Raw genomic sequence first — 24167 nt, 5'->3', positions numbered from 1 at the left:
AATAAGGAATATGATTTTTTATGAGTAAAAAAGCAATAGTCTTACAGACTACTCTAGAATTAATAACTAAACAAGGTATCCATGCCACATCTCTTTCTCAAATTATTAAAGAATCAGGCGTAGCAAACGGAACTGTATATCATCATTTTAAAAACAAAGAAGAGATCATTACAGAACTCTATTTAATGCTTACCCAGGATTTTGGCACTGTTGTTATGCGTAATACCCCAGAAGACGACATAAAGAAACAATTTACCGTAATGTGGCTTAATCTGTTCTATTATTTTGTCAATAACCCTCTTGCTTTTATATTTTCTGAACAGATTGCACGTTCTCCAGAAATTCCTCAATCTTTAAAAGATAAAGCAAGGCAATACTATGGAGAAATCGAAAGCTATTTCAAAAAAGGCGTAAAACAAAAGGTTTTTAAATCTTATAACACTCTAATCATGGAAGAACTCTTCTTTGGTAATGTGGTATCACTGGTAAAGATTCATGAGAATGAACAAGTAAAACTACAGGAAAAACATATCAATCAAGCTATTGAGATTTCCTGGAGAGGTTTTCTAAAGGATCAAACCATTATTTAATGCAAATTAATTCGACAGAAATTATTACAAAAAAACATCCTACTTTTCAGCAGGATGTGTTCTACTTAGTATTAAATTCGTTTCATACATTTAATTAAATACAATATTTACACAAGATTCGCTATATAGATTCTTAAGCACGAACTCTACCGCTTTTCGAGAATTACTCGTTTGCCCGATTAATCCTCCTTTATAGGTAAGTTTTCCTGTATTTTCATTCCAATAATACTCTTTACTATCAGATTTAATAATACGTTTTTTATCTTTGATCATTACTTGAAAAGCATTGAGTTCCTGGCTATATTCGAGGCCAGACGGGAAATATACTTCGGCAATAAACTTAGTAGTACCTTTCTCATAAAAATAGCAAACACATTCTCCTATATCTTTTGCTTCAGAGACCCGAATCATATTATTTTGCACGATCTTCCATCCGCCATTAATACGTATAGCAACTACATCCATTAACATAGTTCCCTTTTCGGCTAGTCTTTTATCGACAAATGATTCAAAACTAATAACTGCAGAAATAGTTCCTGCTCTTTCTTTTTGACTTTGAAAAACGATTTTATCTATGGTTAATCTAAACTGATAATTATTATCATCAACAATATCACTTAATTGAGAAGAAACATCTTTTTTGGTATAGTTTTTTCTCACCAAAGTTCCAGATAGGTTAACATAGACAGTATTTCCTCTATATTTTTCGTCAAACAAATTCAGTACATCTTCTTTTTGGGTTCCCTCGGTTAATGCATTCATTTTATTGATATAATCTACCAATAATTTTTTTATAGGATCATTCTCATTAAATGCTTTGACCGGGTGAACACTACTAAATAAAAATATAAGGATAAGAATAAAAGTAATTTTTTTCATAGTGATGGGGTATTAGTTAAACCTTATTAAGGTACGAAAAATTACTCAGAATCGCTAATATTAATACACTATTCTTTATCTCAAATTACTTAATTCCAACAACTTAATTACTGTTTTTAAAGTTTTCGACTATGGTATTATATTTCATTTTTTCAACAACTATCCAGATGTGATTGCTTTTGCTGCAATAAAAGCTCCGGTCCATGCATTCTGAAAATTAAACCCTCCTGTAATTGCATCTATGTTTAACACCTCTCCTGCAAAATATAAATTATGACACTTCTTGCTTTCAAAAGTTTTAAAATTAACTTCTTTAAGATCAATTCCTCCTGCAGTTACAAATTCTTCTTTAAATGTACTTTTTCCTTTTATCATAAAAACTCCTTGTGTAAGCTGTTCTGATAACGTTTTAAGCTTAATTTTACTCACATCGGCCCAACGTGTATCATTTCTTATCTCTGAAGCCGAAATCAAACTTTGCCAAAGTCTTTTTGGTAATTCAAATTGAGTGTATTTACTTATCTGTTGTTTCGAATATTGATTTTTTAACGCTTTAAGTCCCTCAAAAGCCTCTTGCTGTGAATAGTGCTGAAGCCAATTCACTATAATTTCAAAATTATACTGGTATGCATTTAGCTCTATAGCCCCCCAGGCCGAAAGTTTTAGAATTGCTGGTCCACTCATCCCCCAATGCGTAATTAACAATGGCCCCTCACTCGATAGTTTTGAATGTTTGACCTGTACTGACGCATTTGTTACGACACCTGGTAGATTTGCAATTCTTGGATCTTTACTATTAAAAGTAAATAGGGAAGGAACTGCATCAACGGTCTGATGTCCTAAATCCTGAACTATTTTCCAGATTTTAGAATTACTCCCTGTGGCAATCATTAACATGGTAGTCCTAAAATCTCCCTGACTGGTTTCTAAGAGCCATTGCTCATCTTCTTGATAGAAATCTTTAACGGCATGGTTTTTTAAAACTTCAACCCCATATCGCTTTGCTTCCGACAGAAAACAATCGATAATCGTTTCTGAAGAGTTTGAAACCGGAAATATCCTACCATCGTCCTCTATCTTAAGTGCTACTCCACGACGATCAAACCATTCCATCGTATCACCTGTCATAAATGTATGAAAAGGTCCTTTAAGTTCTTTTTCTCCCCTTGGGTAATTTTTACTTAATTCGTTAGGGATAAATTCTGCATGAGTTACATTACATCGCCCACCGCCAGATACTCGAACTTTGGACAGCACTTCTTTTCCTCGTTCCAGAATAGCTATTTTTAGTTTTGGATCATTTTCTGCTACATTAATAGCTGTAAAAAAACCAGCTGCACCGCCACCAACAATTATTAAATCATAGTTCATCATGCAAAATTCGGAAAATCTGTGATGATACCCTCAACTTTCCATGATTTTGATTTCTCAATTCTATATTAAGTTCGCATTGCCTACCGATCATATTCAGCACTCCGCTCAATGTAAGTATCGTAAATCCTTCTTTTGTTTCAAACTGTCACAACTCCTGTAAAGTATATTCTAATACATTTCCTTTACCATTGATAGTTCTATCCAGAGTTTCATCATGAATAACTACCAATTCTTTACTTTTACAACAATATGCATCAATCTCGACACCATCTACTTTATAACACGAAGGTTTCGGTGATCCATTCTAATGTATTTTCGGTGACTAAAAACCTGCTCCACCACGATGCCCGAATATTTTCATGAGTTATCTAACTAAGTTTCAGTCTTTCGACAGATTCAAGACAGGTTTTGTTTAGACCATTATAATTGTCACTTATGTCCCTTTGAGCTTGTCGAAGAGCATATTTATTATTTTACATTCTTAATTATATGTTATTATATTGATATCAAAGAAACTAAAATTCTTACTTTTACAACAATTTAACATCACCCAAAGGTAACAATCTGTTATTATAGTACATGAACCTATGAATACTACCGAGGATCACAAAATTTTGGAAGGTATCGTCACCGGAAATGAGGTTGTTATTACTACATTTTACAGAAAAAACCTACCCTATATAAGACAATACATCCTACAAAATTCTGGTAATGAAGAGGATGCCGAAGATGTATTTCAGGATGCGTTGATTTTGATATATCAGAAATTAAAAACAGATTCTCTGGAGTTACATTCTTCATTACGAACCTATTTTTATGGGGTTTGTAAAAATATGTGGAGAAACAGATTACGAAAAAACAAAAAAATGATCATCACAGAAAAATTACCTGAAGATGCAGAAATAATTACCCCTACAGTGATCCAAGATATAGAATATAAAGAACGAGAGCATGTGTATCGCAGACACTTCTTAAAGCTAAGTGATACATGTCGTGAAGTATTGAGCTTACTTTTTCAAGGAAATAGCATGAAAGATATTGCACATATCACCGGATATTCTGAAGGATATACCCGAAAGAAAAAATTTGAATGTAAACGATATCTAATAGAAATGATCGAAAAGGATCACGCCTATCAAGAATTACAACTAAACCCTGAAAAAGAATTATAGTATGGAAAGAACTCCAGAAATATTCGATAAAATAGAAGGGTATCTTTCACATACGTTACCTGAAGAAGAAATAATTGCTTTTGAAAAAGAATTAGCTGCTAATCCAGAACTGCAACAAGAAGTCGAAAAGCACAGGGTTCTGCATAAAACCTTAAGTGATCAAGATACTTTAGATTTTAAAGAAAAATTAATGCAGATTAGCACTACTATCAAAGAGGAACAAAACAATCCTTCTGCTCCGACATCTGCTCCTTATTGGAAAATTGCAGCATCTATTGCTATACTATTGGGTGTAGGAATGCTATTATGGTACACCTATATCAATCAGCATAATAATACTCAAGATTTATATGGCGCCTATTATGAACCTTTTCCTGTAGAAGACGCAATGAGAGGTAATACCAATAATGAAGAAATGCAGAGTATTGTAAAAAACTATGCTAAAGGTGCTTATGACTCTGTCGCTGCTGTGTTAGAAAAACACCCAAATTTAGACAACCAACTACAACTATACCTAGGCAATAGTTACTTAAATATTGATCAGGAAGAAAAAGCTGTTTCTTTATTTAAAGACATTAAAAGTAGCGGTAAGTATTATGAAGTTGCCAAATGGTATTTATCGCTCACCTATTTAAAATTAAATACTCCTAAAAAAAGTATTCCACTTCTTAAAGAAATCATTACTTATAATGGAGCATATAAAGATAAAGCTACAAGGCTACTTAATGCCTTAGAAAAAAACAGATAATATTTTTCTCCATAACAGCCTATATTGAATTGTATAGATCAGAAAGGATTCTGAAACAAGATCAACACAATTCTATAAAACACTTATCTCTTTTCTCTCTCACTATATACTATAATTAAAACATTTGTTTTTCTGTACATCGTATTCATAACTATAATACTCAAAACAAAACATTTATAACTAATCAAGCTAAAAAAATAGTACCCGTTAAAAAAATAGAATATACGAGGTAACAAAATTTTATGTCATGACATAAATATATGAACCCCATATATATTGATTAATCTAATAATTCAATCTTCACTCTAAAGAAATAATTATGAATGTTATCATCAAACACGTTGAGCTTATGAATCGAATCGACCAACTAATTCGTTTAAAAGCTACAGGGAACCCTGTAGAACTAGCAGAGCGATTGGGAATTTCAAAAACAAAACTCTATCGCATCATCAACATTATGAAGGAACTAAATGCTCCTTTAGAATATGATATCGATCTACAAAGTTATGTTTATGTAAAATCTGTAGGTTTTAAATTTGGATTCTTTATAAAAGAAAGAAGTACAAAGGAATTACACTCTTCTGTTGGATAATAAGATCATGATCTATTAAATCAGGTCATTCTTTACAAAAAAACTGAATACAGTATAGGTTTATGTATCACTGAACCGGTCGAAGCCATTTGAAAGTGGGTAGCCAAATGGTCCTTGACTGGTTCAGATTAATAAGGTATAGATATTTATTTTCAGACAATCGAATAAGGATTTCAGCGTTTCTTATTTAAAAGCAGGCATTCCGGTAATATCCATTCCTGTAATTAGCAAATGTATATCGTGTGTTCCTTCATAGGTAATCACACTTTCGAGGTTCATCATATGACGCATGATACTATACTCACCAGTGATTCCCATTCCGCCAAGAATTTGTCTGGCTTCTCTTGCGATATTAATCGCCATTTCTACATTATTACGTTTTGCCATAGAGATTTGTGCACTAGTAGCTTTACCCTCATTACGCAACACTCCTAATCGCCATGCTAATAATTGTGCTTTGGTGATTTCGGTAATCATTTCTGCCAGTTTCTTTTGTTGTAATTGAGTTGCTCCAATAGGTTTATCGAACTGAACGCGTTCTTTTGCATATCTTAAAGCAGTATCATAACAATCCATAGCTGCACCAATTGCACCCCAGGCAATACCATATCGTGCAGAATCCAAACATCCCAATGGTGCACCGAGACCACTTTTTCCCGGTAATATATTTTCTTTTGGCACTTTTACATTATCAAAGATTAACTCTCCTGTTGCAGATGCACGAAGCGACCATTTATTATGTGTCTCTGGAGTTGTAAATCCTTCCATACCACGTTCTACGACAAGCCCATGGATTCTTCCTTCTTCATTTTTTGCCCAAACCACTGCAATATCAGCAAAAGGTGCATTAGAAATCCAAAGTTTAGCACCATTAAGTAAGTAATGATCTCCGTTATCTTTAAAATTAGTAGTCATCCCACTAGGATTTGATCCATGATCTGGTTCTGTAAGACCAAAACATCCAATAAATTCTCCAGATGCTAGCTTAGGTAAATACTTTTTTCGTTGTTCTTCAGAGCCGTATTTCCAAATTGGATACATCACCAATGAAGATTGTACAGAAGATGTAGATCGTACTCCAGAATCTCCTCGCTCTATCTCCTGCATAATCAAACCATAGCTAATCTGATCTAATCCAGCACCACCATACTCTTCGGGTATATAAGGCCCAAATGCTCCTATCTCTGCAAGTCCTTTAATAATCTGTGTAGGGAATTCTGCTCGCTGTGCAAAATCTTCTATAATAGGAGATACTTCGCGTTTTACCCAACTACGAGCAGCATCACGAACCATTTTATGTTCATCACTCAATAATTCATCAATTTGGTAATAATCTGGTGCCTGGAATAAATCTGGTTTCATTTTTTAAAATATTTTCTAAATTACTGCATATAAGTGCAAAACAAATGTAGGTAATGCTAAAAAAGCAAGCAATTTTTTTGACATTTTTAAAGAGATTGATCATTCTCCTATTGCATTTAATATTTTTTGATCAAAAAGACATCCAAATACGTTACTTTATTGTATTTATTTTGATAACAAAAGTCAATTTAGTTTTTACAGAGTTTAAAATTAATCGTATCTGTCTACCAAAAAATTTGTGTATAATTTCCGCAGTTCACCTCTTTTTTCTACACAAACAAGATCACTTAAAAGAGAAAACACCTATTCAATAAACACATAAACAATTGTTTATCAGTTATTTGCATTCCAAATAACCTCTCTTGTTTCTTCTGGCATAATTATTCTATATATAAATACATAATAGCATTAAAATTTATTAAAACTAAAATTATAATAACAATGAAAAATTTATTTGTATTACCGGTATTAGCTTTTGGACTATTAGTAGGAACTCAAAACATGAATGCTCAGGAAGTAGCTTCTAATGATGATACAGAAGTAATTACTCCTGTTCAGGAAAAATATATAGATTTAGCTGTAGAAAACTTACCTCAACCTGTTCTTGATGCAGTTGCAAAAGATTATGCTGGTGCGACTATCAAAAGTGCTGGAGCTAAAGAAGATGCTTCAGAATTTAGATTAATATTGAAACAAGGTGATAAGGAAATGGAAGTTTTCTGTGATGCAGATGGAAAATGGATCTCTAAAAAGGGATAAACCTTTAATGGTATATAAGAAAAGGTTTAATTTATTGGTGATATAAATTAAACTGTAGAGTGATTGAATTTAGAAAAAGGAAGATGTAAGTCTTCCTTTTTTTATGAATTACATTTTTAGATAAAATGCCTTAGTAAGGTTTATATATGCATCTGTATAGTGATGTCGTTTCGTTTCTATGACCAATTCATTAGCTTCAAAATTCATTTGATCCCGACCAAATAACAACAAGCTTCTTTTTATTTCTGAAGCTGGTGTTCCTTTTACTCTTGTGATTTTTTGCGGAAACAAATTTACCTGTGCAGCTATATCAATAGCACGTGTTTCTTCTTTATATGGGATAATCATTGCAAATTTCCCTTTATGCGATAACAGTTTTGATGCTCCGATTAAAAGATGTTCAAAAGGAAGAGCATCTTCGAACCTAGCCATATCTCGTTTGATATCCGACGTTTTATAGTCCTCTACATAAAATGGGGGATTACTGATTAACAAGTCGTATTGATCGTCAATTTCTGACACAAACTCCTGAAAAGAGGCATGATAACAAAATAATCTGTCCCCCCAGGGCGATGCCTCAAAATTTTCGACAGCTTGCTCATAAGCATCTACATCAATTTCTATAGCGTCGATCACTTCTGCCTGAGAACGTTGTGCTGTCATTAAAGCTATGATTCCTGTTCCTGCTCCTATATCAAGAATTGAGGTTACGGTATCATTAATAGGAACCCAGGCTCCAAGCAGGACTCCATCTGTACCTATTTTCATGGCACATCGATCTTGATGAACCGTAAAGTCTTTAAACACAAAAGGCTTAGTCATACTATTAACATTTATCGGGATGTAAAATAAGATTAAAGGTACAAATCAATGAGTCCTTCGGGAGTACGAACTGTAATCGTTTTCGACTCTCTATCAATTTTATCAATAAACTCATCATTCATAGGAATAAGAATCTCGACACCATTACGATCAACCTCAAATAAAGCCTGAGCGGTTGTATCATTAATAGCTTTAATAACCCCTACTTCTCCAAAAACAGTATCAATAATAGTAAAACCAATTATTTCGTGATAATAAAACTGAGTTCCTTCAAGTTTTGGTAATAATGTAAGTGGTAAGTACAGTTCTGCTTTCATGAGATCGTCTGCATCTTCTTCAGCATCTATATCCTCAAATTTTATACGTAGTAAATCACTTTTATGGAGTGAACATTTTTCAATAAAAAATGGAACCAGATTATTGTTATAGTTAACAAATACTGATTCCATTTTCGTATAACTTTCGGGCTCATCGGTATCTAATTTAACCAATACCTCACCCTTAAAGCTAAATTTACTTACGATTTTACCTAGATAGAAGCATTCTTCTTTCTTCATCGTCAATAATGCAACTATTCTTCTTCGTTGCTAGCTTTTTCTGTTACCTCTGCTTCAGCAACTTCTTCTGTAGCAGCTTCTTCCGCTTCAGCAGCAGTTTCTTCAACTTCTTCAGCTTTTGCTGCAGCTTCACGTTTAGCATTCACTTCTTTCTCAGCCTCCAAAGCTTTAGCTTTTGCCGCCGCTTCAGCCTTTGCTAATATATCTTTCTTTGCATCAACAGATCCTTCTTTTTCAGATACCCAAGCTTGGTATTTTTCTTCAGCTTGTTCTTCTGTTAAAGCACCTTTTCTTACTCCACCAGCAAGGTGATTTTTTAATAATGCTCCTTTATAAGATAAGATAGCTTTTGCAGTATCGGTTGGTTGTGCACCATTCTGTAACCACTTTACAGCTCCATCAATATCTAAGTCAATACTTGCAGGATTTACATTAGGATTATAAGTCCCTAATTTTTCAAGAAATCTACCATCTCTTTTTGATCTAGCATCTGCTGCTACGATCCAGTAAAAAGGCTTCCCTTTTTTACCATGTCTCTGTAATCTAATTTTAACAGGCATATAAATTAATTTTTGGGTACTCGACCCTGTTCATAATTAAGGGCGCAAAGGTAACTATTTTTAATCAATTCGAATCAACAAATAAAAGTTTATTCTCTGTAAAATAATCATTTATAGAAATGATGTACACAAAAGCAGGCTCATAAACTCTATTTTTATGATAAAAAACACTTCTTAATCCCGTATTTTATTAGGACAAAATGATATTTTGTGTATTTCATCGATAAAATATGCTTTTTTTCGATGAAAAAATTGTTTTCTTAATATTTTCATCATATGTTTGTAGGTGTAAACATATTTTTACGGTTTTTCCGTAATAAAATCATACTAAAGCCCCAAGCCTATGATTAAAAAAATTACCCCTCTATTGGCAGTAATCTGCCTTTTTTTAACTTCATGCTCTACAGATATCGAAATAAACACACCTGCTTTACAAGCAAAAATTGATGGTGAGTTATTTAGATCATCTATTAAAAAAGCTGTTATTTATGAAGATGGTACATTAGTAATATCAGGAAGCTCGGGAGACAAATCGATAAGCTTTACGACTACATCTACTAACATTGGAACGTATAAGACAGCTCTTCAAACTATAAGCAAGGTTAGTTTTCAAAAAAATCAAACAAAATTCATTTCTAAAGACGGAGAAACCGAAGGCGAAGTGTCGATAACAGAAATATATAACAATGAAATTTCTGGTAATTTTCATTTTAAAGATCTTAAAGATGACAATGGTAATCCAGTAGATTTTAATAATGGATGGTTTTATAGATTACCATTAGAAAATGGCACAATTGAAGAAGAGGTAACTCAAGAAATTAACCCTTGTTTGCTTAATGCATCTTTAACTGCTTTGGTGAATAATACAGAAATGATTACCGATAATCATACTGCCAAATTATTTGGTGTAGATGATGCTTCTATTCTCATTACTGCTACCAATGAAACCGAAGAAGTAAATATTGTGTTTATGGCTAATGTAGCACCAGGCACATACCCACTAACTGGATCTGGAAACTATAGTGCTTCTTACGAAGTAAATAATGATAAGTCCTCTGCATTGTCAGGAACTCTTATTATTACAAGTCACGATATCGAAACCAAATGTATTAGTGGAAGTTTTGAATTTGAAACCAGAAGTGGTTCTCAAATATCACAAGGCTCCTTTGATTTTGGTTATTAATATTTATTACCCCTAAATAATTACCCTACTCGACTTTGCTCATAAAAAGCGATCATTCATGAAATGATCGCTTTTTTCATACACTTACTTTCTTGTATCGATAACACACAAAACTATAGTTAATAATTCTGAATAACTTTTCGAAAATCGAAGTGTCATTTTGGTTATTTTTGAAAGTCCTTTGTAAGGGATAATTTTCTTGAAACACTTCTTTTTATGTACTTAGTTTTTGATACTGAAACCACTGGTTTACCCAAACGATGGGATGCCCCTATTAGCGATACCGATAACTGGCCAAGATGTATACAAATCGCATGGCAGTTACACGACGCTATGGGAAACTGTATCGAACATCAAGATTACCTGGTACAACCTGATGGATTTAATATCCCATATGATGCAGAAAAAATTCATGGTATTTCGACTGAGTTAGCAACACAAGACGGGATTACACTACAAGAAGTATTAGATAAATTTAATATCGCCCTATCCAAAACCAAATTTGTTGTCGGACAAAATGTTGGATTTGATGTTAATATTATGGGCGCAGAATTCTACCGCCTTGGCCTAGAAAATAATTTACAGGAGCTTCCTGTTTTAGATACTTGTACCGAAGTCACGGCAGAATTATGCCAAATCCCAGGAGGTCGTGGAGGAAAATTTAAACTCCCTACACTTACAGAACTTCATCAGCACCTATTTGGTACCGCTTTTGGCGAAGCACATAACGCTACTGCCGATGTAGAAGCTACTACCCGATGTTTTCTTGAATTGATTCGTAAACAAATTTTTACCATTGAAGAACTTGATGTAGCACCAGATTATTTTCAAAATTTCGTAGAGGCTAATCCTCAAACGATTCAGCTAATAGGTTTAAAACACATAAATCTCAAAAAGGCTTCTCAAAAAATCCAGGAAGCTCTTACAAAAAAAGGAGATTCTGACTTATCTCAACAAGAGATCGATGATAATATTGCTGTTCTGGATAAAGTTGACTTTGCCCATCTGCATAATCATACTCAGTTCTCGGTATTACAATCAACAACCAGTATCCCTGATTTAATAAAAGTGGCTGCACAACATAAAATGAATGCTGTCGCCATGACAGACCATGCCAATATGATGGGAGCTTTTCATTTTGTTCAGGGAGTCTCTAATCACAATAAAACTGTAAAAGCAGCTAATGCTGAAGCAATAGAAAATGGACAAGAACCCGAAGGGATAGAAATGAAGCCTATCGTAGGCTGCGAATTCTTTGTTTGTGAAAATCACACAGATAAATCCAGAAAAGATAACGGATATCAAATAGTACTGTTAGCCAAAAACAAAAACGGGTATCACAATCTGGCCAAAATGTCTTCTACCGCTTTTGTTAATGGATTTTATTATGTTCCCAGGATTGACAAAGAAGTCATTAAACAATACAAAGAAGATATTATTGTTCTTACCGGAAACTTGTATGGTGAAGTTCCTAGTAAAGTGCTCAATATTGGAGAAAAACAAGCTGAAGAAGCATTATTATGGTGGCATCAGGAATTCGGAGATGATCTCTATATCGAGATTATGCGGCATAACCAAGAAGATGAAAATAGAGTAAATCAGGTATTGGTTCAATTTGCAAAAAAACACAACATTAAACTCGTTGCCTCTAACAACACATATTACTGCGAAAAAGAAGATGCTAATGCCCATGATATTCTTTTATGTGTAAAAGACGGAGAAAAACAAGCCACCCCTATTGGTCGTGGCAGAGGGTATCGATACGGGTTACCCAATCAAGAATACTATTTTAAGCCTCAGGAAGAAATGAAAAGTCTTTTTAAAGACTTACCTGAAGCCATCATAAATATTCAGGAAGTTGTAGATAAAATAGAACCTTTTGAGCTTGCCAGAGATGTATTGTTACCAGCTTTTGATATCCCAGAAGAGTTTCAATCTGAAGAAGATTTAATCGATGGTGGTAAACGAGGGGAAAATGCATATCTACGACATATCACCTATGAGGGTGCAAAGATTCGTTACAATGAAATTACTCCTGAAATAGATGAACGTCTGGATTTTGAATTAAAAGTAATTGAAAAAACCGGATATCCAGGATATTTCCTGATTGTAGAAGACTTTATTCGTGCCGCCCGGGATATGGGAGTCTCTGTAGGGCCTGGTCGTGGATCGGCAGCAGGATCAGCAGTAGCTTATTGTCTATGGATCACTAATCTCGACCCTATTAAATACGACTTACTTTTTGAGCGTTTCTTAAATCCAGATCGTGTAAGTATGCCCGATATTGATATTGATTTTGATGATGAAGGTCGAGGTCGTGTTATGGATTATGTAATCGAAAAATACGGTGCCAACCAAGTAGCACAGATCATTACATATGGTACGATGGCAGCAAAATCTTCTATACGAGATACGGCACGAGTACTAGACCTTCCTCTTGGTGATGCAGATCGTATTGCAAAGCTTATCCCTAACATGTCGAAACTCGGAAAGATTTTTGGTGTGGACGAAGCTATATTAAAGAAAAAATTTAGAAGTGATGAATTAGAAAAAGTTAATGAACTCCTTAATATCGCCGAAGGTAGTGATCTTGAAGCAGAAACACTTAACCAGGCCAGGGTATTAGAAGGTTCGGTTAGAAACACCGGGATTCATGCCTGCGGTGTTATCATTACACCAGACGACATTACCAAATTTGTCCCTGTAGCATTAGCTAAGGATTCTGACATGTATTGTACGCAGTTTGATAACTCTGTGGTAGAAAATGCAGGGCTACTAAAAATGGATTTCCTGGGGTTAAAAACACTAACCCTGATTAAGGACACCGTTAAGATTGTAAAAGCAAAGCATGGAGTAGAATTAGATCCCGAAAATTTCCCTCTTGACGACGAAGAAACCTATGCTCTTTTCCAAAGAGGAGAAACTGTTGGAGTGTTTCAATATGAATCTCCCGGGATGCAAAAATACATGAAGGAACTTAAGCCTACTGTTTTTGCCGATCTTATTGCAATGAATGCCTTGTATCGCCCCGGACCATTAGAATATATCCCTAGTTTTATCAATAGAAAACACGGTACAGAAGAAATCATTTATGACCTCGAAGCTTGCGAAGAGTACTTAAAAGAAACGTACGGAATTACAGTATATCAAGAGCAGGTGATGTTGCTTTCTCAAAAGCTGGCAAATTTCACCAAAGGTGAAGCCGATGTGCTTCGTAAAGCAATGGGTAAAAAACAAAAAGCCGTACTTGATAAGATGAAGCCTAAGTTTATAAAACAAGCTTCAGAAAAAGGCCATGCAGAAGACAAACTAGAAAAAATATGGAAAGACTGGGAAGCTTTTGCTGCTTACGCATTTAATAAATCTCACTCTACCTGCTATGCCTGGATTGCATACCAGACAGCATATCTTAAAGCACATTATCCTGCAGAATATATGGCTGCCGTACTGTCTAATAACATGAACGACATCAAACAGGTCACTTTCTTTATGGAAGAATGTAAACGCATGAAGCTAGATGTTCTTGGACCCGATGTAAATGAATCCTACCGTAAATTTTCGGTAAACAAAGATGGGGCCGTTCGTTTTGGAATGGGAGCTATTAAAGGAGTAGGAACTGGTGCTGTAGCCACCATAGTAGAAAACCGAAAAGAAGACGGACCATACAGATCTATTTTTGACCTTGCGAAACGTATCGATCTTAGAGCTGCTAACAAAAAAGCATTTGAAAGTTTAGCTTTGGCAGGAGGTTTTGATTCCTTTTCTGAAACTCATAGAGGACAATATTTTCATGAAGAAGGAGATGGTGTCACTTTCTTAGAAAAAGCAGTACGATATGGATCCAAATTTCAGGAAAGTGAAAATTCTTCACAAGTTAGTTTATTTGGAGAGTCGAGCGATGTACAAATCCCAGAACCCATTGTACCACCCTGTGAAGAATGGGGAACAATGGAAAAATTAGCCCGTGAAAAAGAAGTAGTAGGAATATATCTCTCTGGTCATCCGCTAGATGATTTTAAATATGAAATGAAATATTTTTGTAATGGTACCTTGCTTAATTTTGCAGATCTCGAAAGCAACATTAATCGTGAAATTTCTTTTGGGGGAGTAATTTCTAACGTAGAACATCGTACATCTAAAAACGGTAAAGGCTGGGCTACATTTGTGATAGAAGATTATAATACAGCACACGAATTCAGAATTTTTGGTGAAGAATATTTAAAACATCGTCCTTTCCTGGTAAAAAGTACATTTGTATATGCTAAAGCTTTTATTAAAGAAGGTTGGGTAAACCGTGATACTGGTAAAAAAGGAGATCCCAGGATACAATTTAATAGTTTTCAACTGCTACACGATGTGATGGAAACCTATGCAAGAAAGCTTACAATTCAAATGGATATTAATGAGCTTTCTGATTCTAGAATAGACAACCTAAAAGAATTACTAACAGAACATTCGGGAAATCATACACTTAATTTTGTAATCTACGAAATGGCCGAACAATTAAAACTGCACATGCCTAGTCGAAAACAAAAAGTAAACATTTCTCAAGAATTACTCATAGCTCTTGAGGATGAATCTATCTATTATAAGTTAAATTAAACTATCTATACACAGAAATAGCTTGCGATCTATGAAAAAACAAGTAATAAAAAACTGTTAAGTCGAACATAATTTTCTTATATCTAGAAAATTACCAGAAACTTCTCACTTATTACTTTTCTTGTCATAAGTCAAGAATTTTGATTTGAGAACCTATTACATTTGTTGTGAGTATACAACATTACAATAAAGAACATGTACTCAAATAACACCAAGTACAATTGCTCATGACACTATATAATACACAGCAATTTTGTTAGGTATAAAACTCTGTTATGTTAGAAAATTCAGCTCCTTATATTTCAATTATTTTTATTATCACTACATGTATTACTATTTTTTTATTTTATAAAGCATCACATAGTTCAAAAACGGCTTTGTCTCTTATTATAATATGGGCAAGTATACAGGCGATATTAGGATATTCATCTTTTTATTTAGAAACTTCACTACCTCCTCGCTTTGGCTTAGCTATTATTCCTCCTGTGTTATTTATCATTCTCTTGTTTTTTATACAAAAAGGAAAGACATTCATTAGTAAGCTTAATATCAAAATACTCACATTACTACATATTATAAGAATACCGATAGAGCTTGTATTATACTGGTTATTTTTACATCAATCTATACCAGAGCTCATGACTTTTTCGGGTAGAAATTTTGATATTTTTGCAGGAATAACAGCTCCATTTGTATGCTATTTTGGATATATACATAAAATCGCCTCTACTAGATTTCTATTAAGATGGAATTTGGTATGCCTATTCTTATTATTATTTATAGTGGTAAATGCTATACTTTCCTTTCCTTTCCCATTTCAGCAGTTTGGTTTTGATCAGCCTAATATTGCTTTGTTGTATTTTCCATTCGTTTGGTTAGCATCTGTAGTAGTTCCTATTGTATTATTTTCTCATCTGGTTTCAATACAACATCTATCCAAACAACTTAAAATTCTAAAATAATTAAGCTCATATCACTCATTTTTGAGATGTAATTTGCTATAAAGTAATACTTTCATATTATATTTGGTATCAGAAAACCAAATAACCCTATAGTCAAAACAAATATTACTGATGTAAGCTTTGGTAGAATTATTGACTAATTTTGTGAATATTAAAATAATAAGAATTTTTAAACAATAAATAACTATGGCACTAGAAATAACAGATGCTACTTTTGACGAGGTAGTACTTAAAAGTGACAAACCTGTATTGGTTGATTTTTGGGCAGCTTGGTGTGGTCCATGTAGAATGGTAGGCCCTATCATCGAACAAATTAGTGAAGAATATAACGGAAAAGCCGTTGTAGGCAAAGTAGATGTTGATGCGAATCAAGAATTTGCTGCAAAATACGGTGTAAGAAATATTCCTACAGTATTGGTTTTTCAAAATGGAGAAGTAGTAGGACGTCAGGTAGGAGTTTCTCCTAAGAATGTATATGCAGAAGCATTAGACTCTCTTTTGTAGAAGAACATTAATTATCAGCATTAAAAAAACCAGGTTATCTTTTTTTAGACAACCTGGTTTTTGTTTTTATGTAAAACTCATTTTAATCCGATTATACATAAAAGACCAAACCCATATATAATATAAATTATAGGTTTATTAAAAATTTAAAAATTGTTAGATATATAAGCGGCTAAGTCAGGGTCTAACCTATTTACCCTAGCTCTATTATAAGGTTCACGACCCGTACCTGTAAAATACGCCTCTGCACTTACACCTAAATATTCAACCACGTTACTCATTACATATGCTTGTCGAGGGTATATATTCCTAGATCTGGCATTATAATAAAGATTTGTCAATTGTCTATTACGAAATCCTCCCGGTATATAGACATCATGATAATAATGCACAAGTTCATGAAAAGCCACATTGCCTTCACCTCTTGCCACCCTTCTATAGGTATCATAATCATTAATAACTATTCGCCTGTTATAGTAAAACAGCCCTGTTTGTCCTGTTGGAGCCAAGTGAATTGATCTAACATTATTCATACGTCTTACTGTAGTGCTTTTTAATCCCACAGAATAAACCTGGTCAATCTCTCCTTTTGCTATATTGATTATATCCCGTGGGGTATTCTGATCCACATAAAGTCTGAAATTACGATACACTTCAACTTGAAGTCTCTTGCTTTTAATACTAGATTCTATCTCCTCTGAAATAGATCTTATAACATCAGGATCAGTAGTTTCCCAGTTAATAGATTGAGAATTTTCTTCTTGAACAAAATCGTTGGCATTATCCTTTTCACAATTTGTCATAAAAATTGCGAGAATAAGAGCTACTGATAATAACTTCACTCTTTTTATAAATTGGACTTTTTTCATAATAATTTGGTTTTAAGATAGCTATACGTGAGTTTGGTTTTTGAATTAAGCAAGCCATGTGATAAACTACATGGGGTATATAATCAAATTTTCATTTTTTAACAAAAACATTAGATTTCTAAATTTTCCTCTTTATACAAGGCAAGTTCCTAAGAATTAACCTTAAAAGAGGTTAAAAACATGTTGTGATATTACTTCTAGAGTGAAGAATAAAATTATTTCAATATAAATGTATTTACTACTTTAAATACAGTCCTAATTTATCAAAGTATATCCGAAATAAAATACATAAAATGTACAAATGATTTACACTTTTATAATACTTCAAATTAGTTTTTTAATTTTTTTCTCAAAAAAATATCGGTTTTTTAAAAAAACAAATTATTCATTTAAGAGTTTTAAAAGACTAAATAAAAACTCTATAGTAAAGACAGGAGTCTTTAATATGGTTAGATCTTGCTCTAATTGCGTGTTTATTTCTTTAAAAAGATGTTTAAATTACCTTTTCTCAAAAAAAGAACTTTGTAATTAATTATTGGTGATTACAGATATTCAACAACAATTATTATCTTTAGCAGTAATAAATTATGTTTATTATTCTTTCTAAATGCAGCATTCTTTTCAATTACTAAAATGATTATGGACATTCAAAAAGAGATTAATAAAACCGGAGGGTTCACTAATCTGGAGTTACTTGCAAAACAAGTTGTTGAAGGATTTATATCCGGAATGCATAAAAGTCCTTTTCATGGTTTTTCTGCAGAGTTTGCAGAACATAAAGTGTATAATAATGGGGAGAGCACCAAACACATAGACTGGAAACTTTTTGCCAAAACAGATAAATTATTTACCAAACGGTATGAAGAAGAAACAAATCTAAGATGTCATATTATTATCGACAATTCTTCTTCTATGCACTATCCTTATGTAAAGGAGCATCACTTGGATTCTTTAAACAAAATTAGTTTTTCGGTATTAGCTACGGCCTGTTTAATGAATATTCTTAAAAAACAACGCGATGCTATTGGATTAAGCATTTATAGTGATGAATACGATTATTATGCTCCCGAAAAAGGTAGCGAGAGACATCATCAAATGTTACTTAACCAATTAAATCAAACGATAACAAGTACATCCAAAAGTAAGAATACAGATACGTTTAAGTTTCTACACCTGATTGCCGAAAAAATACATCGTCGATCATTGATTTTTTTGTTCACAGATATGCTACAAGCGACCTCTAATCCTGATAAGCTATTTGAAGCTCTTAGACACCTTAAATACAACAAACATGAAGTTATTCTTTTTCATACGTTTGATAGCGAGAAAGAATTAAATTTTGATTTTAGCAACCGACCTACTCGATTTGTAGATGTAGAAACAGGTGATCATATCAACTTATACGCCGATAACATAAAAGATAATTATCAAAAAGCAGTATCTTCTTATTTTTATGATTTAAAAATGAAATGTGCCCAATATGGTATAAAATATGTCGAGGCCGATACCACAAAAGATTTTGATAAAATATTAACCACTTATTTTGTTGAAAGACAGAAATTTATATAAGTTAACTATTTCAAAAACAAAAAAAACAAAAAAAACATTTGCAGGTAATAAAATGAGGTGTATATTTGCATCCGCAATAAGGCTTTGGTCTGGTAGTTCAGCTGGTTAGAATACCTGCCTGTCACGCAGGGGGTCGCGGGTTCGAGTCCCGTCCAGACCGCAAAATTGCAAAAAAGCCTCAATACTTGTTGAGGCTTTTTTTAGCAAGAAAATGTTGTGTTGTCTCACGCTTAATGTGAGAATGGTTTAGTAGTAAACCGATGAGAAGCTTTTCCATAAATTTGGAGAGGCTTTTTTTAATTCAATATAAAATGAATCTAATATACACCGTATACATAATTCAAAGTTTGAAAGATGATTCTTTTTATATCGGATACTCTGCTAATATTGAAGAAAGAATAAACAAACACAATAATGGAAACAGCAGATATACTTCTAAAAAAATTCCGTGGAAACTAGTTTATACCGAAGAGTTTTCTTCAAAAAGTGATGCAATCAAAAGAGAACGTTTTCTTAAAAAACAGAAAAACAAAAATTTCTACCTCAAGTTAATTCAAAATAAAAATTGAGATCGCGGGTTTCCCGAGTACTCGGGATCCAGACCGCAAAATTGCAAAAAAGCCTCAATACTTGTTGAGGCTTTTTTTAGCAAGAAAATGTTGTGTTGTCTCACGCTTAATGTGAGAATGGTTTAGTAGTAAACCGATGAGAAGCTTTTCCATAAATTTGGAGAGGCTTTTTTTAATTCACAAAAATTTCTCTTTTTTCTAATCAAGTTCAAAACAAGAACATATAATCATAATTTTAACAATTAATCATCTAAAATTCACTGTATTCGGGGGATTTCAACGCTTTTTTTATGCTTACCTTAGACCTGCATAAAATTTCAAAAAAATGAAAACCAATATTAGCTCTGTTCTATTTTCGTTAGCCATAGTCATTTCTTCTATTGTTTTAGGAAATGCGTACATGAATCGCAATAAAACTGAAAGAACAATTGCCGTAACAGGTCATGGTACCACCAATTTCACTTCAGACCTTATTGTTTGGGAAGGAGAATTCATCAAAGCAAATACCGACCTGCAACAAGCGTATAACGATCTTAAAGAAGATAAAAAAACAGTTGCTGATTATTTAAGTGCCAACGGTATCGATATAAAAACTGTAGTTTTTGATGCAGTGACAACCAATCGTATTACAAAACCTAATTACTCTAGTATCGGTAATTATCTTGGTGAAAGCTTTACAGGATATCAACTATCACAAACCATAAAAATAAATTCTAATGAAATCGAAAAGGTTGAAAAAATATCTAGAGAGATCACAATATTATTAAACAAAGGAGTTCAGTTTTCTTCAAAAAAACCGCGATATTACTATACAAAACTAGCAGAGCTAAAAATCGAAATGATTTCTAAAGCAACCGAAAACGCACAACTAAGAGCAGAAAAAATAGCTAAGAATTCTGGTTCAACACTCGGAGAATTAACTCTTGCCAAAATGGGTATTTTTCAAATAACCGGTAAATATTCTGGAGAAGATCATTCATGGGGTGGAGCACTGAATACCTCTTCGAGAGAAAAAACGGCTTCTATTACCACAAAACTTATCTACACACTAAAATAATGTATTTATAGTTTTTGCTCGAGAATTTAAAACAGTTCTCCCCAATTCTCCCATACTTTTACAAAAAAGAATATGAGGAATCCTACGGATACAATAAACTTAAGAAATGTACCCGCCAAAAAACCAATAAAGGAACCAAAAGCAGCTTTTAATGCTTTTGAAGACTCACTACTATCTCTTATGAGTTCGCCTATAAAAGCTCCCGCAAAAGGGCCTATTATGATACCAAAAGGCCCCATAAAAATGATCCCGATAATAAGGCCTATAGAACTACCTATCATTCCATATTTGGTGCCTCCAAACCGTTTTGTACCCAGAGCAGGAACGATATAATCAAGAACCCAAACTACTATCGATATCCCTAAAGTAATTCCTAAAAAAGTCCAGTTTTGTGGGATAGCATCTGTGAAATGAATAATCAATAACCCTATCCACGAAGTAAATGGCCCAGGTAGTACAGGAAGAAAACTTCCTACCAAACCCAGAAGGCAAAATAAAAACCCTATGATGATTAATGCTATATCCATGCTCTTTATTTATATGACGAAAATGTTTCTGATTTGTTACGCAAATATCAATTAACAATGCGTTTCATCTATTAATACCTTCATATCTCTTTTAATACATTTTTATTTTATTTTTTTGCTCCAACAAATACAAACAATCCTATAATTGATTTAAAACTACCCCAAAATTATGCGATCTTTTTTAGTATTACTTTTTGGATTGATGATATTTTCGGCATCTTTTTCCCAAAATAATCCAATTCTAAAATGCAAAGATTCGACCAATGAACGCATAAGACAAAACTGCATTATTACCGTAATACAAGAATTTGTAGATACCAATTATAATATTGCCGAAATAACACCATATGCAAAACCAGGAACCAACAGAGTGTACGTACGATTTAAAATCGATCAAATTGGTCGAATAGTTGATATCCAGGCAAAATCTTCTTCTATGGAGTTAGAATTAGAAGCCATAAAAACCCTACAATCTTTTCCGTACACAATTCCAAAATCAGAAAAAACCTCCTCAAAAGAGAAAGAAATTTTTGAAGACGTATATACCTTACCTATTGTATTTGATGTACAAACAACAGAGATCAACTTATCTTCACAAAAACGAATAACGGGTAACGATTAATTCTGAATCTTAGTTTTTAAACACACATCCAATCTTCATTTTTTTAACTAAAAAATTAGTTTAAACTAATTTTTTAGTTATATTTGCTTCATAGAACTAAGTTTTTAGTTAAATTATTTTCACTTTACTGAAACGAAATTTAATAACAAATAAATGAAACAACTCACAAAAGCAGAAGAAGAAGTAATGCAGTGGTTATGGCAATTAGAAGAAGCCAATGTCGCTTCTATTATTGAGCAAATGCCAGAACCCAAGCCTGCATACAACACCATTTCTACCATCATAAGAATCCTGGAAAACAAAAAATTTGTTTCTCATCGTAAAAAAGGCAAAGGATATATCTACTTCCCTCTTGTAAAAAAAGAAGAATATAGCAATCAATCTCTTAACAAGCTGATGAACAATTATTTTAATGGATCTTTTAGAAATATGGTCTCTTTTTTTGTAAAAAAGAACGATATGGATATCAAAGATCTCGAACAGATTTTAAAAGAATTAGATAACGAAAAATAGAAATCATGCTCTACTACCTACTACAAACTGTTATTTTTCAAGTACTATTTCTAGCGCTTTATGATGTTTTTCATAAAAAGGACACCTTCTTTAACTGGAATAGGTTGTATTTGATTATTACACCACTTTTATCATTAGTTCTGCCTTTTGTAAAAATCCAGGCCTTTAGAAATCAAACATCTCAAGTGTATGTTACAAAACTGGAACGGGTTATTACAATTTCTTCTGAAAACTTAGTTGTTCTTGGCACAACAGGAGCCGATCAAAACCCGACGAACTGGTGGATGGTTATATATTGTACTGGAGCGGGGTTAAGTTTATTGTTACTTATACTAAAGTTTTATAAACTTAAAGTTTTGAAAACTGTTTCGTTTAAAGCTAATTTTAATAGCAAAAAGATTATCACACTCCCAAATAGCAATCAGGCTTTTTCTTTCTGGAATACTATTTATCTGGGAGATGCTTTGAGTGAAGCAGAAAAAAAGCAAATCCTAATTCATGAGATTGTACATGTCGAACAAAAACATTCATTAGATCAAGTATGGTTTGAACTACTTAAGATTGTATTGTGGTGGAATCCAATAATACATATCTACCAATCGAGAATTACCATATTACATGAATATATCGCAGATGCAACTGTTATTGCAACTATAGATAAACGAAATTATATCGAACAATTATTAAATGTGACTTTTCAAACACAGGAAATCACATTTGTCAATCAATTTTTTAATCAATCCTTAATAAAAAAAAGAATCCTTATGTTACAAAAATCCAAATCTAAGACTATTGCAAAATTTAAATATCTACTATTGATTCCCATCCTTGCAGGAATACTTGTTTATACCTCTTGTGGTGAAGAATCAAACCAGTTAACCAACACTGTTGAAAATTCAAAAAGTAATGAAAATTCTGATTCCTCAAATCCATCAATAAGCCATGAACCTCAATGTCCTAATCAACAATCTTTATACGATAAAAACATTGACAATTATTTAAAAGTAAGAAATGGAAAAAGTTCTGAAGCTATTCTTGATATTATTTCCACCGAAACTTCAGAAAAAATAAGAACTATTCATTTTTTAAAAGATCAAACCTTTTATATACGAAATATACCTGAAGGAAAATACACGATCAATATTATATATGGAGACAATTATGCTGAAAAAACAGTAGACGGAGTTTGTATCGCATACTTTAAAGATGAAAAAGCAAATGAAATTGGTGAAGGTATTCTAGATTTCAATATTCTAAAAACGGAAAAAGGAATAAATATACCATCCTATAATTTATCTATTGATATGACAAAAAAAGAATCAGAATTACCTGATGAATCTTCTGAAGAATCAAACACCACTGTTAACGGAGATAATTATGGGCAGGCTGAGCCTAAATGTCCTAATAAAAATTCTTCGTACGATAAAAAACTAGATAATTATCTAAGGATTACGACTGGTAATACTGCTGAAGTTATAGTTCAAATTGTTACGTTAGACACAGAAAAAAGCATCAGAACGGCTTATATAAAAAGAAATGAAGTGTATTTTATTAGAAATATACCTGAAAATGAATATAGGCTTATTATCTCATATGGTGACAATTATGCTGAAAAAACAGTAGATGGAGTTTGTATAGCATACTTTAAAGATGAGAAAGCAAATGAAATTGGTGAAGATATTCTTGACTTTACAGTTATCAAAACTGATAAAGGTAATAATGTTCCATCTTATAATATTACTCTAGATCTAAATGATAATGATCCTATTCATTAA

General features: G+C 32.9%; 23 protein-coding genes, 1 tRNA gene and 1 pseudogene. 16 read left to right on the top strand and 9 right to left on the bottom strand.

Annotation, left to right across the window (positions count from 1 at the left end; all coding sequences use genetic code 11):
- Positions 1 to 20 precede the first annotated feature (20 nt).
- Positions 21 to 590: a TetR/AcrR family transcriptional regulator gene (locus DK441_RS06970; protein ID WP_025663419.1), complete on the top strand. Its 570-nt coding sequence runs from the start codon at positions 21 to 23 to the stop codon at positions 588 to 590.
- Between the two features lie 90 nt (positions 591 to 680).
- Here DK441_RS06970 and DK441_RS06965 read toward each other — a convergent pair whose 3' ends face one another.
- The 3 genes and pseudogenes from DK441_RS06965 to DK441_RS27255 form a co-directional block, all read right to left on the bottom strand.
- A complete protein-coding gene (locus DK441_RS06965; RefSeq protein WP_109098078.1) occupies positions 681 to 1469 on the bottom strand; it encodes a hypothetical protein in 789 nt (262 codons plus the stop codon).
- Between the two features lie 159 nt (positions 1470 to 1628).
- Complete coding sequence (locus tag DK441_RS06960) at positions 1629 to 2843, bottom strand: NAD(P)/FAD-dependent oxidoreductase (RefSeq protein WP_109098077.1); 1215 nt, start codon at positions 2841 to 2843, stop codon at positions 1629 to 1631.
- A gap of 145 nt (positions 2844 to 2988) precedes the next feature.
- A pseudogene (locus DK441_RS27255) lies at positions 2989 to 3105 on the bottom strand (glycerophosphodiester phosphodiesterase family protein); the annotation flags it as partial.
- Between the two features lie 325 nt (positions 3106 to 3430).
- Here DK441_RS27255 and DK441_RS06950 point away from each other — a divergent pair.
- From DK441_RS06950 to DK441_RS06940, 3 genes are all read left to right on the top strand, one after another.
- The gene (locus tag DK441_RS06950) at positions 3431 to 4015 is read left to right on the top strand and encodes an RNA polymerase sigma factor (protein ID WP_108808967.1); all 585 of its coding nucleotides are present in this window, start codon (positions 3431 to 3433) and stop codon (positions 4013 to 4015) included.
- A 1-nt stretch (position 4016) separates the two neighbouring features.
- Positions 4017 to 4763: a hypothetical protein gene (locus DK441_RS06945; protein ID WP_109098075.1), complete on the top strand. Its 747-nt coding sequence runs from the start codon at positions 4017 to 4019 to the stop codon at positions 4761 to 4763.
- A 349-nt stretch (positions 4764 to 5112) separates the two neighbouring features.
- A complete protein-coding gene (locus DK441_RS06940; RefSeq protein ID WP_051576040.1) occupies positions 5113 to 5355 on the top strand; it encodes a hypothetical protein in 243 nt (80 codons plus the stop codon).
- A gap of 183 nt (positions 5356 to 5538) precedes the next feature.
- On the opposite strand, the gene DK441_RS06935 is transcribed toward DK441_RS06940, so the two are convergent.
- A complete protein-coding gene (locus DK441_RS06935; protein WP_074407195.1) occupies positions 5539 to 6717 on the bottom strand; it encodes an acyl-CoA dehydrogenase family protein in 1179 nt (392 codons plus the stop codon).
- Positions 6718 to 7158: 441 nt separating this feature from the next.
- Here DK441_RS06935 and DK441_RS06930 point away from each other — a divergent pair, with 441 nt between their 5' ends.
- A complete protein-coding gene (locus tag DK441_RS06930; protein ID WP_074407194.1) occupies positions 7159 to 7476 on the top strand; it encodes a hypothetical protein in 318 nt (105 codons plus the stop codon).
- Between the two features lie 108 nt (positions 7477 to 7584).
- Here DK441_RS06930 and DK441_RS06925 read toward each other — a convergent pair whose 3' ends face one another.
- The 3 genes from DK441_RS06925 to DK441_RS06915 are packed head-to-tail and all read right to left on the bottom strand — an operon-like array spanning position 7585 to position 9415.
- On the bottom strand, positions 7585 to 8298 hold the full coding sequence (locus DK441_RS06925; RefSeq protein ID WP_109098074.1) for a tRNA1(Val) (adenine(37)-N6)-methyltransferase: 714 nt from the start codon (positions 8296 to 8298) through the stop codon (positions 7585 to 7587).
- A gap of 32 nt (positions 8299 to 8330) precedes the next feature.
- On the bottom strand, positions 8331 to 8855 hold the full coding sequence (rimM, locus tag DK441_RS06920; protein ID WP_109098073.1) for a ribosome maturation factor RimM: 525 nt from the start codon (positions 8853 to 8855) through the stop codon (positions 8331 to 8333).
- Positions 8856 to 8869: 14 nt separating this feature from the next.
- A complete protein-coding gene (locus DK441_RS06915) occupies positions 8870 to 9415 on the bottom strand; it encodes a 30S ribosomal protein S16 (protein WP_109098072.1) in 546 nt (181 codons plus the stop codon).
- 343 nt (positions 9416 to 9758) lie between these two features.
- Here DK441_RS06915 and DK441_RS06910 point away from each other — a divergent pair, with 343 nt between their 5' ends.
- The 4 genes from DK441_RS06910 to trxA all read left to right on the top strand — a co-directional run bounded on the left by DK441_RS06910 (position 9759) and on the right by trxA (position 16666).
- Positions 9759 to 10598 carry a DUF6252 family protein gene (locus DK441_RS06910; RefSeq protein WP_074407190.1) on the top strand — a complete coding sequence of 280 codons (840 nt, stop codon included), beginning with the start codon at positions 9759 to 9761 and terminating at the stop codon, positions 10596 to 10598.
- 216 nt (positions 10599 to 10814) lie between these two features.
- The gene (dnaE, locus tag DK441_RS06905) at positions 10815 to 15200 is read left to right on the top strand and encodes a DNA polymerase III subunit alpha (protein WP_109098071.1); all 4386 of its coding nucleotides are present in this window, start codon (positions 10815 to 10817) and stop codon (positions 15198 to 15200) included.
- 275 nt (positions 15201 to 15475) lie between these two features.
- Positions 15476 to 16162, top strand: a complete 687-nt coding sequence (locus tag DK441_RS06900) for a hypothetical protein (RefSeq protein ID WP_109098070.1) — start codon at positions 15476 to 15478, stop codon at positions 16160 to 16162.
- Positions 16163 to 16348: 186 nt separating this feature from the next.
- Positions 16349 to 16666: a thioredoxin gene (gene trxA / locus DK441_RS06895; protein WP_025663434.1), complete on the top strand. Its 318-nt coding sequence runs from the start codon at positions 16349 to 16351 to the stop codon at positions 16664 to 16666.
- A gap of 146 nt (positions 16667 to 16812) precedes the next feature.
- On the opposite strand, the gene DK441_RS06890 is transcribed toward trxA, so the two are convergent.
- Complete coding sequence (locus tag DK441_RS06890; RefSeq protein ID WP_160111974.1) at positions 16813 to 17535, bottom strand: hypothetical protein; 723 nt, start codon at positions 17533 to 17535, stop codon at positions 16813 to 16815.
- A gap of 639 nt (positions 17536 to 18174) precedes the next feature.
- Here DK441_RS06890 and DK441_RS06885 point away from each other — a divergent pair.
- From DK441_RS06885 to DK441_RS06870, 4 genes are all read left to right on the top strand, one after another.
- Positions 18175 to 19104, top strand: coding sequence for a DUF58 domain-containing protein (locus tag DK441_RS06885; RefSeq protein ID WP_109098068.1), 930 nt, complete (start codon positions 18175 to 18177; stop codon positions 19102 to 19104).
- Between the two features lie 86 nt (positions 19105 to 19190).
- Positions 19191 to 19264, top strand: a tRNA-Asp gene (locus DK441_RS06880).
- A 151-nt stretch (positions 19265 to 19415) separates the two neighbouring features.
- A complete protein-coding gene (locus DK441_RS06875; protein ID WP_109098067.1) occupies positions 19416 to 19673 on the top strand; it encodes a GIY-YIG nuclease family protein in 258 nt (85 codons plus the stop codon).
- Between the two features lie 325 nt (positions 19674 to 19998).
- A complete protein-coding gene (locus DK441_RS06870) occupies positions 19999 to 20730 on the top strand; it encodes an SIMPL domain-containing protein (RefSeq protein WP_109098066.1) in 732 nt (243 codons plus the stop codon).
- A 26-nt stretch (positions 20731 to 20756) separates the two neighbouring features.
- Here DK441_RS06870 and DK441_RS06865 read toward each other — a convergent pair whose 3' ends face one another.
- Entirely contained in the window at positions 20757 to 21257 is a 501-nt protein-coding gene (locus tag DK441_RS06865) for a DUF456 domain-containing protein (RefSeq protein WP_025663438.1), read from the bottom strand.
- 169 nt (positions 21258 to 21426) lie between these two features.
- On the opposite strand from DK441_RS06865, the gene DK441_RS06860 reads away from it, so the two are divergent.
- The 3 genes from DK441_RS06860 (at position 21427) to DK441_RS06850 (ending at position 24167) form a co-directional block, all read left to right on the top strand.
- Positions 21427 to 21879 (top strand): hypothetical protein, encoded by a 453-nt coding sequence (locus DK441_RS06860; RefSeq protein WP_109098065.1) that lies wholly within the window; start codon positions 21427 to 21429, stop codon positions 21877 to 21879.
- Between the two features lie 153 nt (positions 21880 to 22032).
- Positions 22033 to 22392, top strand: coding sequence for a BlaI/MecI/CopY family transcriptional regulator (locus DK441_RS06855; RefSeq protein ID WP_109098064.1), 360 nt, complete (start codon positions 22033 to 22035; stop codon positions 22390 to 22392).
- A gap of 5 nt (positions 22393 to 22397) precedes the next feature.
- Positions 22398 to 24167, top strand: coding sequence for a M56 family metallopeptidase (locus tag DK441_RS06850; RefSeq protein ID WP_109098063.1), 1770 nt, complete (start codon positions 22398 to 22400; stop codon positions 24165 to 24167).

It is taken from the genome of Aquimarina sp. AU58, assembly GCF_900312745.1.
In the GTDB taxonomy this organism is placed as follows: Bacteria; Bacteroidota; Bacteroidia; order Flavobacteriales; family Flavobacteriaceae; genus Aquimarina; species Aquimarina spinulae.
The sequence above is the reverse complement of the archived record's forward strand: the minus strand, read 5'-3'. Positions and strand labels throughout refer to the sequence as shown.

What these genes read in the sequence shown, in the direction of transcription:
- DK441_RS06970 (WP_025663419.1), top strand. Translation starts at nt 21, where the DNA reads ATGAGTAAAAAAGCAATAGTCTTACAGACTACTCTAGAATTAATAACT.
- DK441_RS06965 (WP_109098078.1), bottom strand. Translation starts at nt 1,469, where the DNA reads ATGAAAAAAATTACTTTTATTCTTATCCTTATATTTTTATTTAGTAGT.
- DK441_RS06960 (WP_109098077.1), bottom strand. Translation starts at nt 2,843, where the DNA reads ATGATGAACTATGATTTAATAATTGTTGGTGGCGGTGCAGCTGGTTTT.
- DK441_RS06950 (WP_108808967.1), top strand. Translation starts at nt 3,431, where the DNA reads ATGAATACTACCGAGGATCACAAAATTTTGGAAGGTATCGTCACCGGA.
- DK441_RS06945 (WP_109098075.1), top strand. Translation starts at nt 4,017, where the DNA reads ATGGAAAGAACTCCAGAAATATTCGATAAAATAGAAGGGTATCTTTCA.
- DK441_RS06940 (WP_051576040.1), top strand. Translation starts at nt 5,113, where the DNA reads ATGAATCGAATCGACCAACTAATTCGTTTAAAAGCTACAGGGAACCCT.
- DK441_RS06935 (WP_074407195.1), bottom strand. Translation starts at nt 6,717, where the DNA reads ATGAAACCAGATTTATTCCAGGCACCAGATTATTACCAAATTGATGAA.
- DK441_RS06930 (WP_074407194.1), top strand. Translation starts at nt 7,159, where the DNA reads ATGAAAAATTTATTTGTATTACCGGTATTAGCTTTTGGACTATTAGTA.
- DK441_RS06925 (WP_109098074.1), bottom strand. Translation starts at nt 8,298, where the DNA reads ATGACTAAGCCTTTTGTGTTTAAAGACTTTACGGTTCATCAAGATCGA.
- rimM (WP_109098073.1), bottom strand. Translation starts at nt 8,855, where the DNA reads ATGAAGAAAGAAGAATGCTTCTATCTAGGTAAAATCGTAAGTAAATTT.
- DK441_RS06915 (WP_109098072.1), bottom strand. Translation starts at nt 9,415, where the DNA reads ATGCCTGTTAAAATTAGATTACAGAGACATGGTAAAAAAGGGAAGCCT.
- DK441_RS06910 (WP_074407190.1), top strand. Translation starts at nt 9,759, where the DNA reads ATGATTAAAAAAATTACCCCTCTATTGGCAGTAATCTGCCTTTTTTTA.
- dnaE (WP_109098071.1), top strand. Translation starts at nt 10,815, where the DNA reads ATGTACTTAGTTTTTGATACTGAAACCACTGGTTTACCCAAACGATGG.
- DK441_RS06900 (WP_109098070.1), top strand. Translation starts at nt 15,476, where the DNA reads ATGTTAGAAAATTCAGCTCCTTATATTTCAATTATTTTTATTATCACT.
- trxA (WP_025663434.1), top strand. Translation starts at nt 16,349, where the DNA reads ATGGCACTAGAAATAACAGATGCTACTTTTGACGAGGTAGTACTTAAA.
- DK441_RS06890 (WP_160111974.1), bottom strand. Translation starts at nt 17,535, where the DNA reads ATGAAAAAAGTCCAATTTATAAAAAGAGTGAAGTTATTATCAGTAGCT.
- DK441_RS06885 (WP_109098068.1), top strand. Translation starts at nt 18,175, where the DNA reads ATGGACATTCAAAAAGAGATTAATAAAACCGGAGGGTTCACTAATCTG.
- DK441_RS06875 (WP_109098067.1), top strand. Translation starts at nt 19,416, where the DNA reads ATGAATCTAATATACACCGTATACATAATTCAAAGTTTGAAAGATGAT.
- DK441_RS06870 (WP_109098066.1), top strand. Translation starts at nt 19,999, where the DNA reads ATGAAAACCAATATTAGCTCTGTTCTATTTTCGTTAGCCATAGTCATT.
- DK441_RS06865 (WP_025663438.1), bottom strand. Translation starts at nt 21,257, where the DNA reads ATGGATATAGCATTAATCATCATAGGGTTTTTATTTTGCCTTCTGGGT.
- DK441_RS06860 (WP_109098065.1), top strand. Translation starts at nt 21,427, where the DNA reads ATGCGATCTTTTTTAGTATTACTTTTTGGATTGATGATATTTTCGGCA.
- DK441_RS06855 (WP_109098064.1), top strand. Translation starts at nt 22,033, where the DNA reads ATGAAACAACTCACAAAAGCAGAAGAAGAAGTAATGCAGTGGTTATGG.
- DK441_RS06850 (WP_109098063.1), top strand. Translation starts at nt 22,398, where the DNA reads ATGCTCTACTACCTACTACAAACTGTTATTTTTCAAGTACTATTTCTA.